The sequence below is a fragment of the Brevibacterium sp. AGC70 genome (assembly GCF_057334195.1).
Window position 1 is genome coordinate 125,476 of the sequence record NZ_JBHFIH010000018.1, and the last position, 15,507, is coordinate 140,982.

Consider the following 15,507-nt stretch of genomic DNA (forward strand, 5'->3'; position numbering starts at 1 on the left):
ATATGGACGCTGTCGGCGGGATCTTCGTCTGTGCTCTTATCCGTGTGTCTGAGTCGAAGACCAAGGCCTGGAGCTCAGGCCCTGGTCTCTCAGTTTCAGGCGTGAACGCGGATCAGGTGCTCATTCGTGAAGGCCTGGAAAGCCCACTGAGCGTTCTCGCGACCGTAGCCTGAGCGGTTGATGCCGCCGAACGGGTACTCCGGTCCCGATTCCATGTGTCCGTTGATGAGAGTCATTCCTGCGTTGATCTTGGCGCCGAATTCCTCTCCCTTTTCGAGGTCATCGGTCCACACCGAGCTCATGAGCCCGTATTCGGTGTCATTGGCCAGACGCAGCGCATCCTCTTCGTCCTTGGCCCGGTAGATCATGACCGCGGGACCGAAGAGCTCATTGCAGCCGAGGTCCGACTTCGGGTCGATGTCGGAGATGACTGCCGGCGACATGAACCAACCAGGGCGGTCGAGCTTCTTGCCACCGGTGTGCAGAGTGGCACCATCGGACACAGCCTTGTCGATCATGGCGACGATCTCATCAAGTGCACCCTCGGAGGAGACAGGGCCCATGCCGACATCCGGGTCGTCGAAGGTCGAGACCTTCGTCGCCTCGGCGGCCTTGACGGCCTCGGCGAGGAACTCGTCATAGAGATCATCGACGACGATCATGCGCTTCGGCGAGGTGCAGACCTGACCGGCGTTCGCCAGACGCAGGCCCACGAGCTTCTTGGCCACAGCCGGCACGTCCTTCGAATCGAGGACGACAGCGGGGTCGTTGCCGCCGAGCTCGAGGACGGCGCGCTTATAGTACTTCGCAGCGATAGAGGCCACGGAGGCACCTGCTCCCTCGGAGCCCGTGAGGGAGAAGCCTTTGACGCGGAAGTCCTTGAGGACCTCCTCGGCGTGGGAGCTGTCGAGGTAGATGTTCTGGTACACGCCCTTGGGCAGACCCGCCTCGGTGAGGAGATCTTCGAAGTACTGCGAGGACTTCGGGCAGATCGAGGCCTGCTTCATGATGATCGCGTTGCCGACCATGAGGTTGGGCAGCACGAAGCGGGCGATCTGGTTATAGGGGAAGTTCCACGGCATGATGCCCAGCAGAACGCCCAGCGGCTGGTGGCGGACGTAGCTGCTGGCCGCACCCGCTGCTGCGAGGTGTGTGGGTGCCAGGTGGGTGGCGGCGTTGTCGGCCATCCACCGTGCCGTGCGAGCAACCTTGTCCACCTCACCGAGGCCCTGCTTCTTGACCTTGCCCATCTCGCGGCCGATGATGTCGGTCATCTCGTCGGCATTGGCATCGACGAGGTCGGCGAACTTCCGGAGGATCGTCGCGCGCTCATGGAGCGGCGTCTCCTTCCACGAAAGGTGAGCCTCGTGGGCACGATCGATGTAACCGGGGATCTCTTCCTTCGTGACGGAAGCGAACTCTTCCTCAACCTCACCGGTGTTGGCGTTTGTCACTGCGAACTTGCTCATAGGACGTCCTCTCGTGAATAGATTCACCTAAGTATGACAACACGCGGAAAGGCCCGGCAATTCCCTCTCCATCGTGAGACAAGAGGGCAATCGCGTCGAACTGTGGGGACCCGACTTCGCATGAAACGGGTGTGGCTCAGTCCTCGGTCGACGCTGTCACCTGAGCAGCCGCCTCGGCGGGAACGATCGTCCTCTCACGTGCCTGACGATTGCGTCTGACCGCGAATGACAGGGCGGCAGCGACAGCGCACATCACGGCCCCGCCCCACCAGGCATAGGTGTATTCGCCGAAGACATCGCGGATGACACCGGCGCCGAAGGCTGCAGCCGCGGCGCCGAGCTGGTGCGCTGCGAAGACCCAGCCGAAGACGATCGTGCCTCGATCGCCGAAGAGCTCACGACACAGCGCCGAGGTGGGCGGAACGGTCGCGACCCAGTCGAGGCCGTAGATGACGATGAAGAGCACCATGGACGGATGCACGATGTCCGAGAGCAGCCAGGGCAGGAGCAGGAGTCCGACGCCGCGGAAGGTGTAGTAGGTGAGCAGAAGGATGCGCGGGTCGAATTTGTCGGTCAGCCACCCGGAGAACACGGTTCCGGCGATATCGAAGATCCCGACGACCGCAAGCAGGCCCGCCGCTGTGGTTGTCGGCATGCCGTGGTCGTGTGCGGACGGGATGAAGTGAATGCCGATGAGACCGTTGGTCGTCGCCCCGCAGATGGCGAACGCAATGGCCAGAGCCCAGAACGATCGATTTCGAGCAGCGAAGGCCAGGCCGGCGAAGGCGCGCTTGGCGGCTCCGCCTGTGGGCCGCTCGTCGGGCATATAGGTCTCGGGATCGGCGCCATAGGGCAGGACACCGCGGTCCTCTGGACGGTCGCGGAGGACGAGCCACACGACCGGCACGGCCACGAGAGCCGCTGCCGCGATGAGCAGAGAAGCCGGACGCCACCCCGTCGACTCCGCGATCGCGGCGACAGGAGGCAGGAAGATCAGCTGGCCGGTGGCCGAGCCGGCGGTGAGTACGCCCATGACCAGTCCTCGGCGGCGGATGAACCACCGATTGGCGATGGTTGCGGCGAAGACCATGGCCATCGACCCAGTACCCAGCCCGATGAGCAGCCCCCAGAAGACGAGCAGCTGCCACGAGGCGGTCATGATCACGCTGCCCCCGGCGCCCGCTGCGACGAGGATGAGAGCAAGCGCCACGATCTGGCGGATTCCGAAGCGATCCATGAGTGCCGCGGCGAATGGAGCCGTGAGCCCGTAGAGGATGAGATTGACGCTGACTGCCAGGGACATGACGCTCATCGACCAGCCGAAGTCATTGTGGAGCGGGATCATGAGCGCGCCCGGGGCTGCCCGGAAACCTGCCGCGGCGAGCAGTGCGAGGAACGCGACTGCGGCCACCCACCAGGCGGGGTGGATGCGGCGACGCTTGCTCGTCTTGGCGCCAGGGGGACCCACTGGAGTGGTCGACATCGATCCCTCATACTTTCTTGAAAGAAGTTATACTGGAGGCAGTATAACCAGACTTCTCTGAAGAAAGGTAACGCTCATGGCGTTGAGATCCGACTGGTCCGAGGCGCTCTGCCCCGTCGGGCGCTCTCTCGACGTGCTCGGCGATCCCTGGGTGCTGCTCATCGTCCGCGACGTGCTCCACGGACACGGACGCTTCGACACACTGCGCGAGAATCTGCGGATCTCCGAGGCGGTCCTCAGCAGACGTCTGCACTCGATGGTCGAGGCCGGTCTGTTGGAGAGAGTCGACTATCAGGATGGGGCACGCACCCGTCAGGGCTACGCCGCCACTGAGGCCGCGGCCGATCTGCTGCCGATCCTTCAGCAGCTCGTGGTCTGGGGCGAGAAGCACACCACTATGCCGACCGGCGGCGCACACATGCCGATGATCCACGACACCTGCGGGCAGGAGACGACCCAGGGTGAAGTCTGCAGCTCCTGCGGCGAAGTCCTCGTGTCCGAGGCGATGACCTGGGTCAAGCCCTGGAAGGTCGAGAAGGGCGGCGAGGGGCAGGGAGGACAGAAAGGCACCCGTGAGAAGCTCCAGCCCGCGGGGACGCTGGTCTAGACTGATGCAGAAACGCCGAACTGATTCAGAGACGCCGAGGAGCAACGATGCCCCAGCACCGCAGACTGAAGTACTTCGTCGCACTCTCAAACGACGGCTTCATCGCCGGCCCAGATGGCGGCGACCCCAGCGGATGGTGGCCCATCACCGATGACTACATCGACTTCATTCGCACCGAGTATCCCGAAACCCTGCCCGGACCAGCCAGAGACGCGATGGGAATTGCGGGCCCGGGACTCCACTTCGACACAGTCATCGAGGGACGCCGGTCCTTCGAACTCGGCCTGGCCGCAGGACTGCCCGACGCCTACCCTCACCTGCGGCATCTCGTCGTCTCTTCGACGCTCGGGGCCTACCCGGAGTCCGCTGTCGAAATCATCAGCGATGATCCCATAGGACGGATCCGCGATCTCAAGGGTGAGCAGGGCAAGGACATCTGGCTCGTCGGCGGCGGAACGCTGGCCTCGAGCCTGCGTTCGGAGATCGATGAGCTCATCATCAAACTCGGTCCTGTCACCCTCGGCACGGGTGTGCCGCTGTGGGGCTCTGAGTCCGACCTCAACACGGAGATCTGGACGAACACCGAGGTGCGAGCGTTTCCCGGCGGAATGACCTTGTTGCGGTTCGAGCGGGCCGGGGACGGCTGACGGACGGTCGTCGGCTGTGCTGACTCAAGACCCGTCCGGGGTGATGTGCACCGTGGTTGGTTGAGTAGTTGAGACATAGGCAGCTGTCGTGCCAGTGGCCGGGATAGCGGCAATTTGTCTGTCGCTGGAGGCGTATTGCCGCTTCATGACCGATCGGCTTCAGGAGCTGTTCCGGGAGTACTCCGAATCTGAGGCGTCAGGCGACAGCGTCTGAGGATTCTTCGGGGGTCGCGACACCGGTACGAGCTGTCCAGACCCGTTCGACTCGGATCGCAGCCGCGACGACAACGAGGGAGGCCAGCGCGAGGACGATCGCGACGACGACGGGAGCCTTGAACCCCCATCCGAATGCGATGACTGCGGCGCCGAGGGCAGGCCCGACGGCATTGCCGACGTTGAACGCCGAGGTATTCACGCTGGCCGCCAGGGTCGGCGCCTGTGTGGCGATCTGGAATACCCGGGCATTGAGCGCCCCAGCAATCGAGAAGCCGCTGGCACCGATGAGGACGATCATGACGATCGCCGCCCAGCCGGTATCGGCCACCAGCCACAGAGCGAAGAGACTCAGTGCCAGGGCAACGAGGCTGCCGATGATGTTGCCGAAGATGTTCCTATCGGCGAAGCGTCCGCCCACGACGACTCCGATGAAGGCACCGATGCCGAAGGCAGCCAGGACTCCGGGGACCTGGTCGTGGGAGATACCCGCCACCCGGGTGAGCAGCGGCGAGAAATATGAGAATGCGGCGAAGACCGAGGCTTGGAAGAGTGCGGTCGTTGCCAGTGCCAGCCAGATTCGTGGGCCCTTGAACGCTGCGAGCTCGGCCTTGAGGAGAGTGGGCAGGTGCTGGCTTGACTCGGTGTCTTCATGCGCCGGGTTCCGAACTGTGAGCGCGATGAGGACCGCGGCGAGTGCGGTGACGATGGCGACGGCCCAGAAGGTCGCTCGCCATCCGTACTGCGTACCCACCCAGGTGCCCAAGGGCACGCCCACGAGGTTGGCAACGGTCAGCCCGCCGACGAGGCTGGCCAGGGCACGACCATGCACCTCGGCGGGGGCGATGCGCGTCGTATGGACAGCGGCCACTGCCCAGAACCCTCCGCAGGCGATGGCCGCCAGGACGCGTGTGACCATGAGGATCGAATAGCTCGGCGACAGCGCGGCCAAGATGTGCAGTGCGGAGAACGCAATGATCGAGATGATCATCGTGGCCCGACGGGGAAGCTTGAGCGTCAGCAGCGCCATGGCCGGTGCCCCACCGATCATCCCCACCGCGAATCCGGTGATGAGCAAGCCGGCCTGTGGGATGCTGACCTGCAGATCCGCACTGATGGGCTCGAGGATTCCGGCGATCATGAACTCGCTGGTGCCGAGGCAGAAGATCACTGCTGCCAGAAGGTAGACCTGAGCTGGGACACGGACTCTTGCCTGAGTCGAAGTCGTCACTGTGCGCTGCCTTCGGTAGAGATGAGATGTCCGGGCGCTTTGCCGTCATATGTGTGGGGTGCCGTGTGGTTGTGAAGCGCTGTGATTCCCTCGGGTGTGCACAGTGCTTCGATGAACGCGCTCGCCTGAGCCTGGACGTTGTCAGCAGGCATGACCCGAGCAGCGATCCTCAAACCGGCGAGGACGCTGTGAATGAGCTCCGCGTGCACTTTCGTGTCGACATCGGGGCGGATGTGGCCCTCGACCTGTCCGCGCTCGAGGACGATGCTGTAAGTCTCCAGCCAGGCCCGGCGGTCGGGATCGAGGATCGTGCACACCGCGTCGACGTCGCGTCCGAGTTCGGCTGCGGTGTTGGCCGACAGGCATCCGATTCGCTTATCGTCCTCGCACTGTTTGGCCAGTTCCCCGCCGAGGCGGTGCATGATGAGCGTCGGAGCCGGTGCTGTTCCTGTGCGCAGCTCCTCACGAAGCGAGGTTCCGGAACCTGTGTATTCGCGCAGTGCCCGCAGAAACAGGGCATCGAGGCTGTCGAAGGTGTTGTAGAAGCTTGAGCGGCCGATGTTCGCACGTTCGCAGACCAGGCCGACGTCGGTGCCGGTGTAACCGTGTTCGCTGAAGACGGCGATGGCGGCCTTGATCACCGTCTGCTCGTCGAAGGTCTTCTTCCTGCCCGTGGTGCGAGCCTAGAGTATTTTGGACAGTTCTGTCCAATAAACTTTCGGAGCGCGTTCTGGGCTGTTCTGACATCGCTGGACGCTGACAACAGGTGTAGCGTGACGGCAAGGAACGATGGCACTATTTCGAGTGGGATGCCCGAGCGAGCTGTCCGCGGTGAAGAAGGGAACACGTATGAGCCCAGTGGGCAAGGAACGCAGGAAGCAGCTTCGCGATGATGATGCGAACTGGAAGCTCGGAATCTTCTACTTCTGTCCTCGGGACCCTTCATTCTTAATTCCGAAGCGTGTCGGCATCGGATGGTCGCTCAACTTCGGGAGTCCATGGTCGCTGCTGTTACTCCTCGTCGTCATCGCGGTACTGGTGTGGGGCGTCTTCTTCTGAAGAGGAGTTCGGGCACCGAAGGCGTCGGGCAGACAGGGTCCAATAGATTCCTGCGCTGCGCCCACGCACTACTTTCTGCGTGATGAGAGTACGCAGAACTCGTTGCCTTCCGGATCGGCCAGGACAACCCAGGGTTCGTCCTCGGTCTGGCCCACATCGGCTCGGTGGGCGCCGAGTCCGAGGAGTCGATCCACTTCGGCGGACTGGTTTTCGGGACGGAAGTCGAGGTGAAGGCGATTCTTCACGGTCTTGGTCTCCGGGTCGACTCCGAAGAGAAGGCCTGGGAGGGAGTGTTCCTCGGCTCTGATCTCCACTTCGTCCTCGTCCTCATAGATGACAATCCATCCGAGAGCCTCCGCCCACCAGTGGCCGAGCACATGCGGATCGTGGGCATCGACGACGAGCTGTTCCCATTCCAGTCCCATGTCCACAGACTAATGTGTCCATAGTCGACTGTGAATGGACCTATGCTGCTTCAGGCACCGACATCCTGCAAGTGGTGCTTGAGTTCGTGAAACCCATAGCGGGTCAGCGAGGTCACCGTGAACTCGCACTCGGCGCACCCGGCCTCGAGTACATCAGCCCAATCCCGTGTGTCCGGTTCGATGCCGCGCTGGACATCGGTATTGGGCTCGGTGCCCTCTGGCTCTGTTTCGCTCACGTCATGTCCCTGTCCGGTTGTGGTGTGGTTCCAGCCGTGTCGCAGCTGCGACTGCCGGAGACTTATTTCCTATCCAGAACTTGTTTGAGCACCGTCGCGTCGCTGATGTCGTCGCGCTTCGAAGCCGTGATGAGGGTCAGTTTGCCCTTCTTCGCGTACTCCTTGAGCTGCTCGAGCGCCGCGGCATGGTCATCGTCCTTGAGCTCGTCGCGGTAGCGCCGCGAGAACTCCTCGAACTTATCGGGATCGTGGGAGTACCACTTGCGCAGATCACTCGAAGGAGCCAGTTCCTTGAGCCAGTCGTCGAGTTCGGCCTTGTCCTTGCTCACTCCGCGTGGCCACATCCGGTCGACGAGGATCCGAGTGCCATCGTTGTGAGCCGGGTCGTCGTAGGCCCGCCGAACCTGTACCTGATGCTTCTGCGTCATGAGCGGCCTCCATGCTGTCGTGCTGGCCTCAGTGCTGTCATCCTGACCCCAGTGTAGAACAGACGAAGTGCGCGGCAAGGGGCACGTTCGCGGTTGTCGAAAACGGATATCTCCCGTTGTCAGAAGGTTGCCGACCGTTGTCACAGGGGGCGTATACTGACCAGTCAAGCACCATTGCGATGGCGCAGTTCACCTCGATGATCATTCGTGCGACCGAGGAGATGACGGCGTGACGGTACAGAACACGGCGCTTCCGAACGGGAGGACCCCGCGGCACATTCTGGGTCTGCCTGCCCCCTTCGCGATCTTCCTCGTCGTCGACGTCCACCCGGGCGCGGAAGCTGAGGTCAAGGACTTCCTCGGTGATGTCAGCGGACTCGTGCGCAGATGTGCTGTTGATGGGTGACGCACCAGCCGACGCACCAGCCGACGCCTCGAACGTGAACAGGCTGTTCCCCGCACCACTGGCGACGGTGACTCTGCCTGAGGCCTTCGCCTTCCCCGAGGATGTCGACCAGTGGGTGCGCGCAGTGTTCGTGGCCTCGGTCGACGGGGCCGGGACCATCGCCGGTCACGCCGGAGGTCTGGGCAATGACATCGACAAGCAGCTGTTCGCCCTCAACCGGGCATCGGCAGATGTCATCCTCGTCGGCGCCGGCACTGCCAGGACCGAGGTCTACGGTCCCGCCGAGGACGATGCGCAATGGCGGCATCTGCGTGAGAACCGCAGCCCCACGGCACCGATGGCGGTGGTCTCACACAGTCTGGATCTCGATTTCTCAGCCTCGCTGTTCACCGAGGCTTCCCGCTCTGCCCGGACCATGCTCATCACCTGCGCAGACGCACCCACTCAGGCACGTGCACAGGCTGCTGAGGTCGCCGAGGTGATCGTGACCGGTCAATCGTCGGTGGACCTGAGCGCGGCGATCGCTGAACTCCGGTCGCGTGGATTCGCCAGGATCGTGTGCGAGGGCGGACCCCAGCTGTTCACCGACCTGCTGGAGGCAGGAGACGTCGACGAACTGTGTCTGACCCGCAGCCCGACTCTGGTCGCCGGGACCGAGACGAGGATCCTGCGCGGTGCCCAGTTCGATCCGCCGGTCGAACTCGAGCTGAAGACCCTCTACGGCACCGACGACGGATTTCTCTATCTGCTCTACCAACCTGCAGGTCGGTAGAGGCGAGCTGAGACACCACGGGAGCAGCGGACGCTAGTTCAGCTTCACTCTCTTCCGCGCGCTATCGCTGAGGTTGCTCAGCACCACGGTGCGAACCTGCCGGTCGATGTACTGGCCGAGACTGACCTGCGTCTGCTGGAAGTACCAGTGCTTGAGGGCCCACATATGAGCCAGCGTCATGAGGTTGTGTCCGAGCGTACTCGCATCGACCTCGTGCAGGTCACCCTTGTCGGCAGCCTCGGCGACGACATCGATGAGCGGCTGCAGTGTGGCCAGCTCCTGGGACTGGATGGACGCCAGTCCGGCGCGTGAGAGCGACCTGGACGTCTGATAGGTCAGGACGACGGCCTGACGATGATCATCGACGACCTGACAGAACTCGGTGAAAGCCGCAATGATCCGATGCACGGGATCCTCGGTCGCCTCGATCACCGCCGGCACGCGCAGCCGGAAGTCCTCGAGAACCCGGGTGATCGCGGCCAGCACGATCTGCTCCCGATCTGAGAAGTACTTGTACAGCAGTCCGACGCTGACACCGGCAGATTTGGCGATCGCCTGCATCGACACGGCATGTGAGCCCTTCGTCTGCATGAGGCGGACGGCGGCATCGACGATCTGCTTCTCACGGAATTCCGCGCGAGCACCGCGAACTACGGCGTTGACGTCATGAGTCTCACTTGTCATGTCTGCTGACCACTTCCTCCCGCAGCTTGAACTTCTGAATCTTACCGCTCGGGGTCCGCGGGAACTCATCGAGGCACTGCAGGGTCTCCGGCCAATAGTGTTTGGTCACGCCCTTGGAGGCGAAGAATTCGCGCAGGTCATCCATGGTGAACGTGTGGCCTTCTCGCAGTGTGACCACGGCACACGCGATCTCCTGCAGGCGAGGGTGGGGCACCGCCACTATCGCCACTTGGGAGATGGCGGGGTGCTCGTACAAGATGTTCTCGACGTAGGCGACGGGAATGTTCTCTCCACCGCGGATGATGATGTCCTTCGATCGACCGCCGATCTTGATGAAGCCCTCACCGTCCATCTCTGCGATATCGCCGGTGTCCAGCCAGTCGCCGTCGAAGGCTTCGTCGGTGAGCTTCGGTTCGCTGAGATACCCGACGAACAGGAACGGGCCCTTGACCTGCACCTTTCCCTCGGTTCCGGCGGGGACCGGTTCGCCGAGCGGATCGACGATACGCACCTGCATATCGCCGAGCGCACGACCGTCTGTGCTCGTGACCTTGTCATCGGAATCGCCGGGGGCGGTCATGGTGACCAGTCCGCATTCGGTCTGCCCCCAACCGCCGAAGACGTTGAGGTTGGGGAGCAGCTCCTTGGCCTCGTGGACCATGACGCGTGGAATCGGAGCGCCCATGCAGCAGAAGTGTCTGAGACTCGAGAGATCACGATCCGTGGTCTTGGCGGCCTCGATGAGATCGTGCAGGAATGGGGTGGCGCCCGAAGTGTGCTCGATGCCGAACTCTTCGATCAGTCGCGCGAACTCCTCGCCGTTCCAGACATCCTGGAACACACCGCTCCCGCCGATGAGCAGCGGTAGGCAGACTCCGTACATGTACCCGGTGAGATGGCCGAAGGTCGAGGCCATGTGGATGACGGAGCCGTTCCCGAGGCCCAAGCGATCGGGCCAGGGCAGTGACGCGGAGAGCACCGAATTGTGTGTGTGCATGACCCCCTTGGGGTCACCTGTCGTCCCTGAGGTGAAGAGGATCAGACCGACATCATTGGGATCGGGCCTCCGCGTCTCCCAGTCGATGCTCGCCGCTGCCGCGGCCGGTCCTGACGAACCAGCTGACCCCGGTGAGCTTCCCGTGCCGCGATCCAGGAAGTCCGTCCATCGTTCGAAGCCCTCGCGGGAGGTGAATGGATCTTCTCCGGGGGCGTCGAGGACGATCGTATGCCGCAGATCAGGCAGTTTGTCCCTGAGGCGGTCGACCATATCCGGGTAGTCGAATCTGCGGAACCGGTTGGGGACGAAGAGAACCGTGACTGCGGCCTTCTTCGCCATGTATCCGATCTCGCGGTCGCGGTAGATCGGGATGAGACCGTTCGTGACCGCCCCCGCCTTGAGGGCACCGAGGTGGATGACCAACCATTCGTACCAATTGGGCAGGTGGATGCCCACCACCTCACCCGGTTGCACACCGAGGTCGACGAGGGCTCTGGCACACGCCTCGGCGTCGGCGGAGAGCTGTCGGTATGTGTGGCTTCCGTAGGGGTCTCGAGACACGACCGAATCGGGAGTCTCGCTCGTCCAACGGTCCAGATGATCGAGCAGCGTCTTGTTCTTCCAGGCACCTGTCGAGGTGTGCTTGTCGATAAGGGTGTCGGTGAGGATCGTGTCGAATCGGGTTGGCATGTCAGGGCTCCTTTGCGCTGGTCTCGTGCCGGTGGTTGTGGATCGTTGAGGTGAATCGGTGGGAGAGGGTCAGGCCATGGTGAGTCCGCCGGAGACGGAGAGCGTCTGACCCGTGACGTAGGTGGATTCGGGACTGGCGAAGAAGGCGACGGCATTCGCCAGATCGTCGGGCTGTGCCAGGCGGCGCATGGGGATCGCCTTCTCCAGTGCGGTGCGCAGCTTCGGGTTGTCCTCGGAGATCTCAGCGAACAGCGGAGTGTCGGCCGGTCCCGGGCACACGCAGTTGGAGGTGATGTTGTGCCGTGCGACCTCGCGGGCGAAGGTCTTGGAGAAGGAGATGATGCCGCCCTTGGCCGCGGAGTACACGGCCTCACCGCTCGAGCCCACGCGTCCGGCATCGGAGCCGATGCTGATCACAGCCCCGGATTCGGCGGCGATCATGTGGGAGGCGACCGACTGCGTGCAGTTGAGGGTGCCGATCAGGTTGATCGCGATGACTCGGTCCCAGGTCTCGGCTGTCGAGTCCATGAAGGGTTCGACCTTGTCCCAGCCGGCATTGTTGACGAGGACGTCGATGCGGCCGAACGTCTCTATCACCTGGGTGGTCATGGCATCGACCTTGGCCCGATCGGTGACATCGACGGCGACGCCGATGGAATCATTTCCCAGCGCCGAGGCGGTTTCCTGTGACTTCGTCGCGTCGAGGTCGGCGACGACGACGGTGGCTCCGTCTGCGGCCAGGCGGGTGGCGATGCCTTTGCCGATCCCCGAGGCGGCGCCGGTGACGATGATGATGCGATTGTCCAGTGCAGACATGATGTGTGGTCCCTTCGGATGGTGCTCAGATGTGCTGGTCAGCTGCCTTTGTCGAATGTGTGCTGGCCAAGATGTGTGCTGGTCAGGGGGCGAAGGCACGCCCGGCCGACTCCCTGGCGATGACGAGTTTCATGATCTGTGCGGTTCCGTCCCCGATCTGCATGCCGAGCACGTCCCGGAGACGCTTCTCCACGTCACGATCCTGCTTGTAGCCGTTCTGGCCGTGCAGAAGAAGACATTGATGGATGGCGTGATAGGACTCCAGGGGAGCCCACCACTTGCACATCGCCGCCTGCGAGGTGTGGGGCAGGCCTTCGTCACCGAGCCACAGGGTGTTCAGACACAGCAGCCTGGCGGCGGTCATCTTCGTCTCCGCCTCGGCGAGGGGAAATGAGACGCCCTGGAACTTCGACAGCGGCTGGTCGAATGCCTCCCGGCCCTTCACATAGTCCCAGGCGTCCTCGATCGCTCGGGTGGCACTGCCCGTGCACTGCAGGCCGATGAGAGCACGGGAGAAGTCGAAGCCCTGCATGACCTGGGAGAACGCTGCTCCCTCCGCGCCGAGGAGGTGATCGCCCGGAACCCTGACATCGGTGAAGTCCACCGAGCCACGGGCCACCGCGGGCTGTCCCATATCGGTGATCGGGGTGCGGACGACTCCCGGGGTGTCGAGGTCGACGAGGAAGGCGGAGATGCCCTTGCCTCGTTTCGCGTTCGGATCGGTCCTCGCGAAGATGACCGTGGCCGTCGAGGTCAGCGCCAGTGACATCGATTTCGTGCCGTTGATGATCCAATCCCCACCGTCACGCTTGGCGGTGCTCTGGGGATTGCCGGCATCCGAGCCGGCGTCGGGCTCGGAGAGGCCGATGGCCACTGTTTCGGCACCGGAGGTGATGAGGCGGCAATAGTGTTCGGCCACCTCGGCGCTCGCGTTCCGCGCGATGACCTGACCCATCAATGAGCCCACCACCTGCAAATACGCCACGTTGAGGTCGCCGCGAGCAATCGCCTCGGTGACCAGTCCCGCGGTCACCTTCGTCTGGCCCTGCCCGCCGAGGTGGGGCGAGAGTTCCGGGGCGATGAGACCGGCGCTGCCCATCTCCAGTGTCAGATCGGTGCCGATCTTTCCGGCATTCTCCCGGTCACGTGCCTCGGAGATGAGGCGCTCCTCGAAGGCCGCTGCAGTGTCGAGCAGCGACTGGGTCTCTGGGGTGATTGCGAAGTCCACTGTGATCCTCTGTTCTGGTGGGCTGGTCCGCCTTCTTGCCTGTGGTTCAGTACGCGTTGTCGAAGCTGCTGAAGTCGGGATCGCGCTTCTCGGCGAAGGCGGCAGCGCCCTCATGTGACTCGGGTGAGTGCGCGTACAGGTCGAGGGCGCTCATTGCCAGATTGGTGAAACCGGTCTGCATCTCGGAGTCGGCATTGAACGACTGCTTGAGGAAGCGCAGGGCCGTCGGCGCTTTGAGACCCAGTGCTCGGGCTCGTTCCTTGGCTCGGGGTATGAGCTGGTCGGCTTCGACGATCTCATTGGCCAAGCCCCACATCTCGGCCTTCCGGGCGTCGATGAGTTCGCAGAAGTACCACATCTCGCGTGCCCGCTTCTCGCCCACGACTCGGGCTAGGAACGCCGTGCCGTAGCCGGCGTCGAAGGATCCGACCTTGGGTCCGGCCTGGCCGAACCGGGCATGGGAGGCGGCAATCGTGATGTCGCACAGCGTGTTGAGGACATTGCCCCCGCCGACGGCGACGCCGTTGACGGCGGCGATGATGGGTTTCGGCACGGATCGCATGGTCTTGTGGAGTTCAGAGATGCGGAACATCCCGTAGCGGCTAGGGCCGTAGTCGCCGGTCTTCGCTTTCTGCTTGACGTCCCCTCCGGCACAGAATGCCTTCTGCCCGGCACCGGTGAGGATGATCGAGCGGACTTGATTATCGCCCCAGGCCAGAGTCAGCGCCTCGATGAGCTCGTCGACTGTCTGTGAGCGGAAGGAGTTGAACGACTCTGGGCGGTTGATGGTGATGACCGCATAGGATTCCTCGACCTCGTAGAGGATGTCGGCGAACTCCTGCGCAGCGGCCGCGGATCCGTGTGTAGCTGGCATCTTTGCCTCCTCAAGCTGGTGTCCTTCGGGCGGCGGCAACCGATCCCGAAAGAAGATGAATCAACGTTCACCCTAAGTGAACACCAGTTCATCGCGAAGGTCAATACCCTTGAGTCGGTGAGGTCGGAAGTCTGAGTGCTGCAGTCGGAATCGTGAATCTCCATCGTTTCTGCGGGTTCACCGGAACATCCGGTGCGGAGTGCGAGAATGTGAGCGTAGAACCGATCCTCGTATTCCCGTGGTATCCGTGCACACTCGAGAGGGCAGTGATGACTCAACCCCGTAAGACCCGACCGCAACCGGCTGCCGGTGCGGAGGTCGGCTCCCTCATCGGCGGAGCATTCGGTTTGGTGTTCCTCATCATCAACAGCGCATCGTTTTCGACCCTGAGCCGTAGCCTCGTACTCGTCACGGGGATTGCGGCCTTCGCCGTCATCGTGTTCTTCGCGATTCGTTCACTGAGCCGCATGAAGCGCGCCCAGGTCTCCTCCGCTGCGTCCGCCGATTCCGCCGATTCCGCCGGGCACGCTGAGTCCGCCCAGCACGCCCAGTCACCCGCGACCGCTGAGTCAACCGCGACCGCTGAGTCAACCGAGTCAACCAAGACCGCCGAGGGGCAGGCTGCGGCCGGGCCGCGTCGGACCGTTCCCTTCGGACGCAGCTACTGGATCATCGTCGGGATCGAAGCACTGGCGCTCTTCGGCGGCACGCGCCTGCTGAGCGGTTTAGGACATCCAGAACTCGGCGTGGCCTGGGTGGCGTTCGTCGTCGGCACCCACTTCTATGCTCTGGGCCACGTGTTCAAACTCGACCGGTTCCATATTCTCGCCACGGTCGTCACCCTGTGCGGCATTGCCGGCTTCATCGCCTTCTTCGCCTCGATCCCAGCACTCATCCCCATCTTCAGCGGGATCGTCTCCGGATTCGTGCTCCTAGCGTTCGGCCTGTGGGCACTCGTTGCCGTTCACGGTGAGCGTGCGTGAAACGCCGATTTGCTGTCCGCAAACGGTCGCCAGGTCGTTCTACGGCGAACGTTTATAGACAGTGAAAACCGATTGCGGACAGTAATCGGCTGACCGAAGCCCGTGGCCAGTCACTATTGACGAACAGATCGCACCGCAGGCTGTAGCGTTTGTGCAGGCCCAGGCCCAGGCCCAGGCCCGGGCCCAGGCCCAGATCCTGGGCCTGGTGCTTCGTCGGAGGGCCGGCTCCGTCGCCGGGACTACTCCATGGGCGTCAGAG

The 15,507-nt window shown here is 63.1% G+C and carries 18 protein-coding genes; 6 read left to right on the plus strand and 12 right to left on the minus strand.

Annotated features, from left to right (window positions below; genetic code table 11):
* Positions 1-95: 95 nt before the first annotated feature.
* The gene (locus ACE03M_RS15895) at positions 96-1,469 is read right to left on the minus strand and encodes an NAD-dependent succinate-semialdehyde dehydrogenase (RefSeq protein ID WP_143922752.1); all 1,374 of its coding nucleotides are present in this window, start codon (positions 1,467-1,469) and stop codon (positions 96-98) included.
* 136 nt (positions 1,470-1,605) lie between these two features.
* Positions 1,606-2,952, minus strand: a complete 1,347-nt coding sequence (locus tag ACE03M_RS15900) for an MFS transporter (RefSeq protein ID WP_485934997.1) — start codon at positions 2,950-2,952, stop codon at positions 1,606-1,608.
* A gap of 76 nt (positions 2,953-3,028) precedes the next feature.
* Between ACE03M_RS15900 and ACE03M_RS15905 the strand changes: the two genes are divergently transcribed.
* On the plus strand, positions 3,029-3,559 hold the full coding sequence (locus ACE03M_RS15905) for a winged helix-turn-helix transcriptional regulator (RefSeq protein WP_092105102.1): 531 nt from the start codon (positions 3,029-3,031) through the stop codon (positions 3,557-3,559).
* 47 nt (positions 3,560-3,606) lie between these two features.
* Positions 3,607-4,206 carry a dihydrofolate reductase family protein gene (locus tag ACE03M_RS15910; RefSeq protein ID WP_485934999.1) on the plus strand — a complete coding sequence of 200 codons (600 nt, stop codon included), beginning with the start codon at positions 3,607-3,609 and terminating at the stop codon, positions 4,204-4,206.
* Between the two features lie 196 nt (positions 4,207-4,402).
* On the opposite strand, the gene ACE03M_RS15915 is transcribed toward ACE03M_RS15910, so the two are convergent.
* Positions 4,403-5,650, minus strand: a complete 1,248-nt coding sequence (locus ACE03M_RS15915; protein WP_485935001.1) for a Cmx/CmrA family chloramphenicol efflux MFS transporter — start codon at positions 5,648-5,650, stop codon at positions 4,403-4,405.
* On the minus strand, positions 5,647-6,291 hold the full coding sequence (locus ACE03M_RS15920; protein WP_485935003.1) for a TetR/AcrR family transcriptional regulator: 645 nt from the start codon (positions 6,289-6,291) through the stop codon (positions 5,647-5,649). Before ACE03M_RS15920 ends, ACE03M_RS15915 begins: the two co-directional genes overlap by 4 nt.
* Before the next feature lie 148 nt (positions 6,292-6,439).
* On the opposite strand from ACE03M_RS15920, the gene ACE03M_RS15925 reads away from it, so the two are divergent.
* Positions 6,440-6,709: a DUF5808 domain-containing protein gene (locus ACE03M_RS15925; protein WP_485935004.1), complete on the plus strand. Its 270-nt coding sequence runs from the start codon at positions 6,440-6,442 to the stop codon at positions 6,707-6,709.
* Positions 6,710-6,777: 68 nt separating this feature from the next.
* Here ACE03M_RS15925 and ACE03M_RS15930 read toward each other — a convergent pair whose 3' ends face one another.
* From ACE03M_RS15930 to ACE03M_RS15940, 3 genes are all read right to left on the minus strand, one after another.
* A complete protein-coding gene (locus ACE03M_RS15930) occupies positions 6,778-7,134 on the minus strand; it encodes a VOC family protein (RefSeq protein ID WP_485935005.1) in 357 nt (118 codons plus the stop codon).
* Positions 7,135-7,184: 50 nt separating this feature from the next.
* A complete protein-coding gene (locus ACE03M_RS15935) occupies positions 7,185-7,370 on the minus strand; it encodes a hypothetical protein (protein WP_485935007.1) in 186 nt (61 codons plus the stop codon).
* Positions 7,371-7,432: 62 nt separating this feature from the next.
* Complete coding sequence (locus tag ACE03M_RS15940; RefSeq protein WP_485935008.1) at positions 7,433-7,798, minus strand: DUF488 domain-containing protein; 366 nt, start codon at positions 7,796-7,798, stop codon at positions 7,433-7,435.
* A gap of 229 nt (positions 7,799-8,027) precedes the next feature.
* On the opposite strand from ACE03M_RS15940, the gene ACE03M_RS15945 reads away from it, so the two are divergent.
* Positions 8,028-8,204 carry a hypothetical protein gene (locus tag ACE03M_RS15945; RefSeq protein ID WP_485935009.1) on the plus strand — a complete coding sequence of 59 codons (177 nt, stop codon included), beginning with the start codon at positions 8,028-8,030 and terminating at the stop codon, positions 8,202-8,204.
* The gene (locus ACE03M_RS15950) at positions 8,197-8,976 is read left to right on the plus strand and encodes a pyrimidine reductase family protein (protein WP_485935010.1); all 780 of its coding nucleotides are present in this window, start codon (positions 8,197-8,199) and stop codon (positions 8,974-8,976) included. The genes ACE03M_RS15945 and ACE03M_RS15950 overlap by 8 nt, the downstream gene beginning before the upstream one ends.
* 33 nt (positions 8,977-9,009) lie before the next feature.
* Here the strand turns inward: ACE03M_RS15950 and ACE03M_RS15955 are convergent, their stop codons facing one another.
* The 5 genes from ACE03M_RS15955 to ACE03M_RS15975 all read right to left on the minus strand — a co-directional run bounded on the left by ACE03M_RS15955 (position 9,010) and on the right by ACE03M_RS15975 (position 14,265).
* Positions 9,010-9,660, minus strand: coding sequence for a TetR/AcrR family transcriptional regulator (locus tag ACE03M_RS15955; RefSeq protein WP_186293077.1), 651 nt, complete (start codon positions 9,658-9,660; stop codon positions 9,010-9,012).
* Positions 9,650-11,347 carry an AMP-binding protein gene (locus tag ACE03M_RS15960; RefSeq protein ID WP_143922761.1) on the minus strand — a complete coding sequence of 566 codons (1,698 nt, stop codon included), beginning with the start codon at positions 11,345-11,347 and terminating at the stop codon, positions 9,650-9,652. The genes ACE03M_RS15955 and ACE03M_RS15960 overlap by 11 nt, the downstream gene beginning before the upstream one ends.
* A gap of 69 nt (positions 11,348-11,416) precedes the next feature.
* A complete protein-coding gene (locus ACE03M_RS15965) occupies positions 11,417-12,163 on the minus strand; it encodes an SDR family NAD(P)-dependent oxidoreductase (protein WP_143922762.1) in 747 nt (248 codons plus the stop codon).
* An 82-nt stretch (positions 12,164-12,245) separates the two neighbouring features.
* The gene (locus ACE03M_RS15970) at positions 12,246-13,391 is read right to left on the minus strand and encodes an acyl-CoA dehydrogenase family protein (RefSeq protein ID WP_485935012.1); all 1,146 of its coding nucleotides are present in this window, start codon (positions 13,389-13,391) and stop codon (positions 12,246-12,248) included.
* Positions 13,392-13,437: 46 nt separating this feature from the next.
* A complete protein-coding gene (locus tag ACE03M_RS15975) occupies positions 13,438-14,265 on the minus strand; it encodes an enoyl-CoA hydratase-related protein (RefSeq protein WP_143922764.1) in 828 nt (275 codons plus the stop codon).
* Between the two features lie 269 nt (positions 14,266-14,534).
* On the opposite strand from ACE03M_RS15975, the gene ACE03M_RS15980 reads away from it, so the two are divergent.
* Positions 14,535-15,248: a hypothetical protein gene (locus ACE03M_RS15980; RefSeq protein ID WP_485935013.1), complete on the plus strand. Its 714-nt coding sequence runs from the start codon at positions 14,535-14,537 to the stop codon at positions 15,246-15,248.
* Positions 15,249-15,507: the final 259 nt, after the last annotated feature.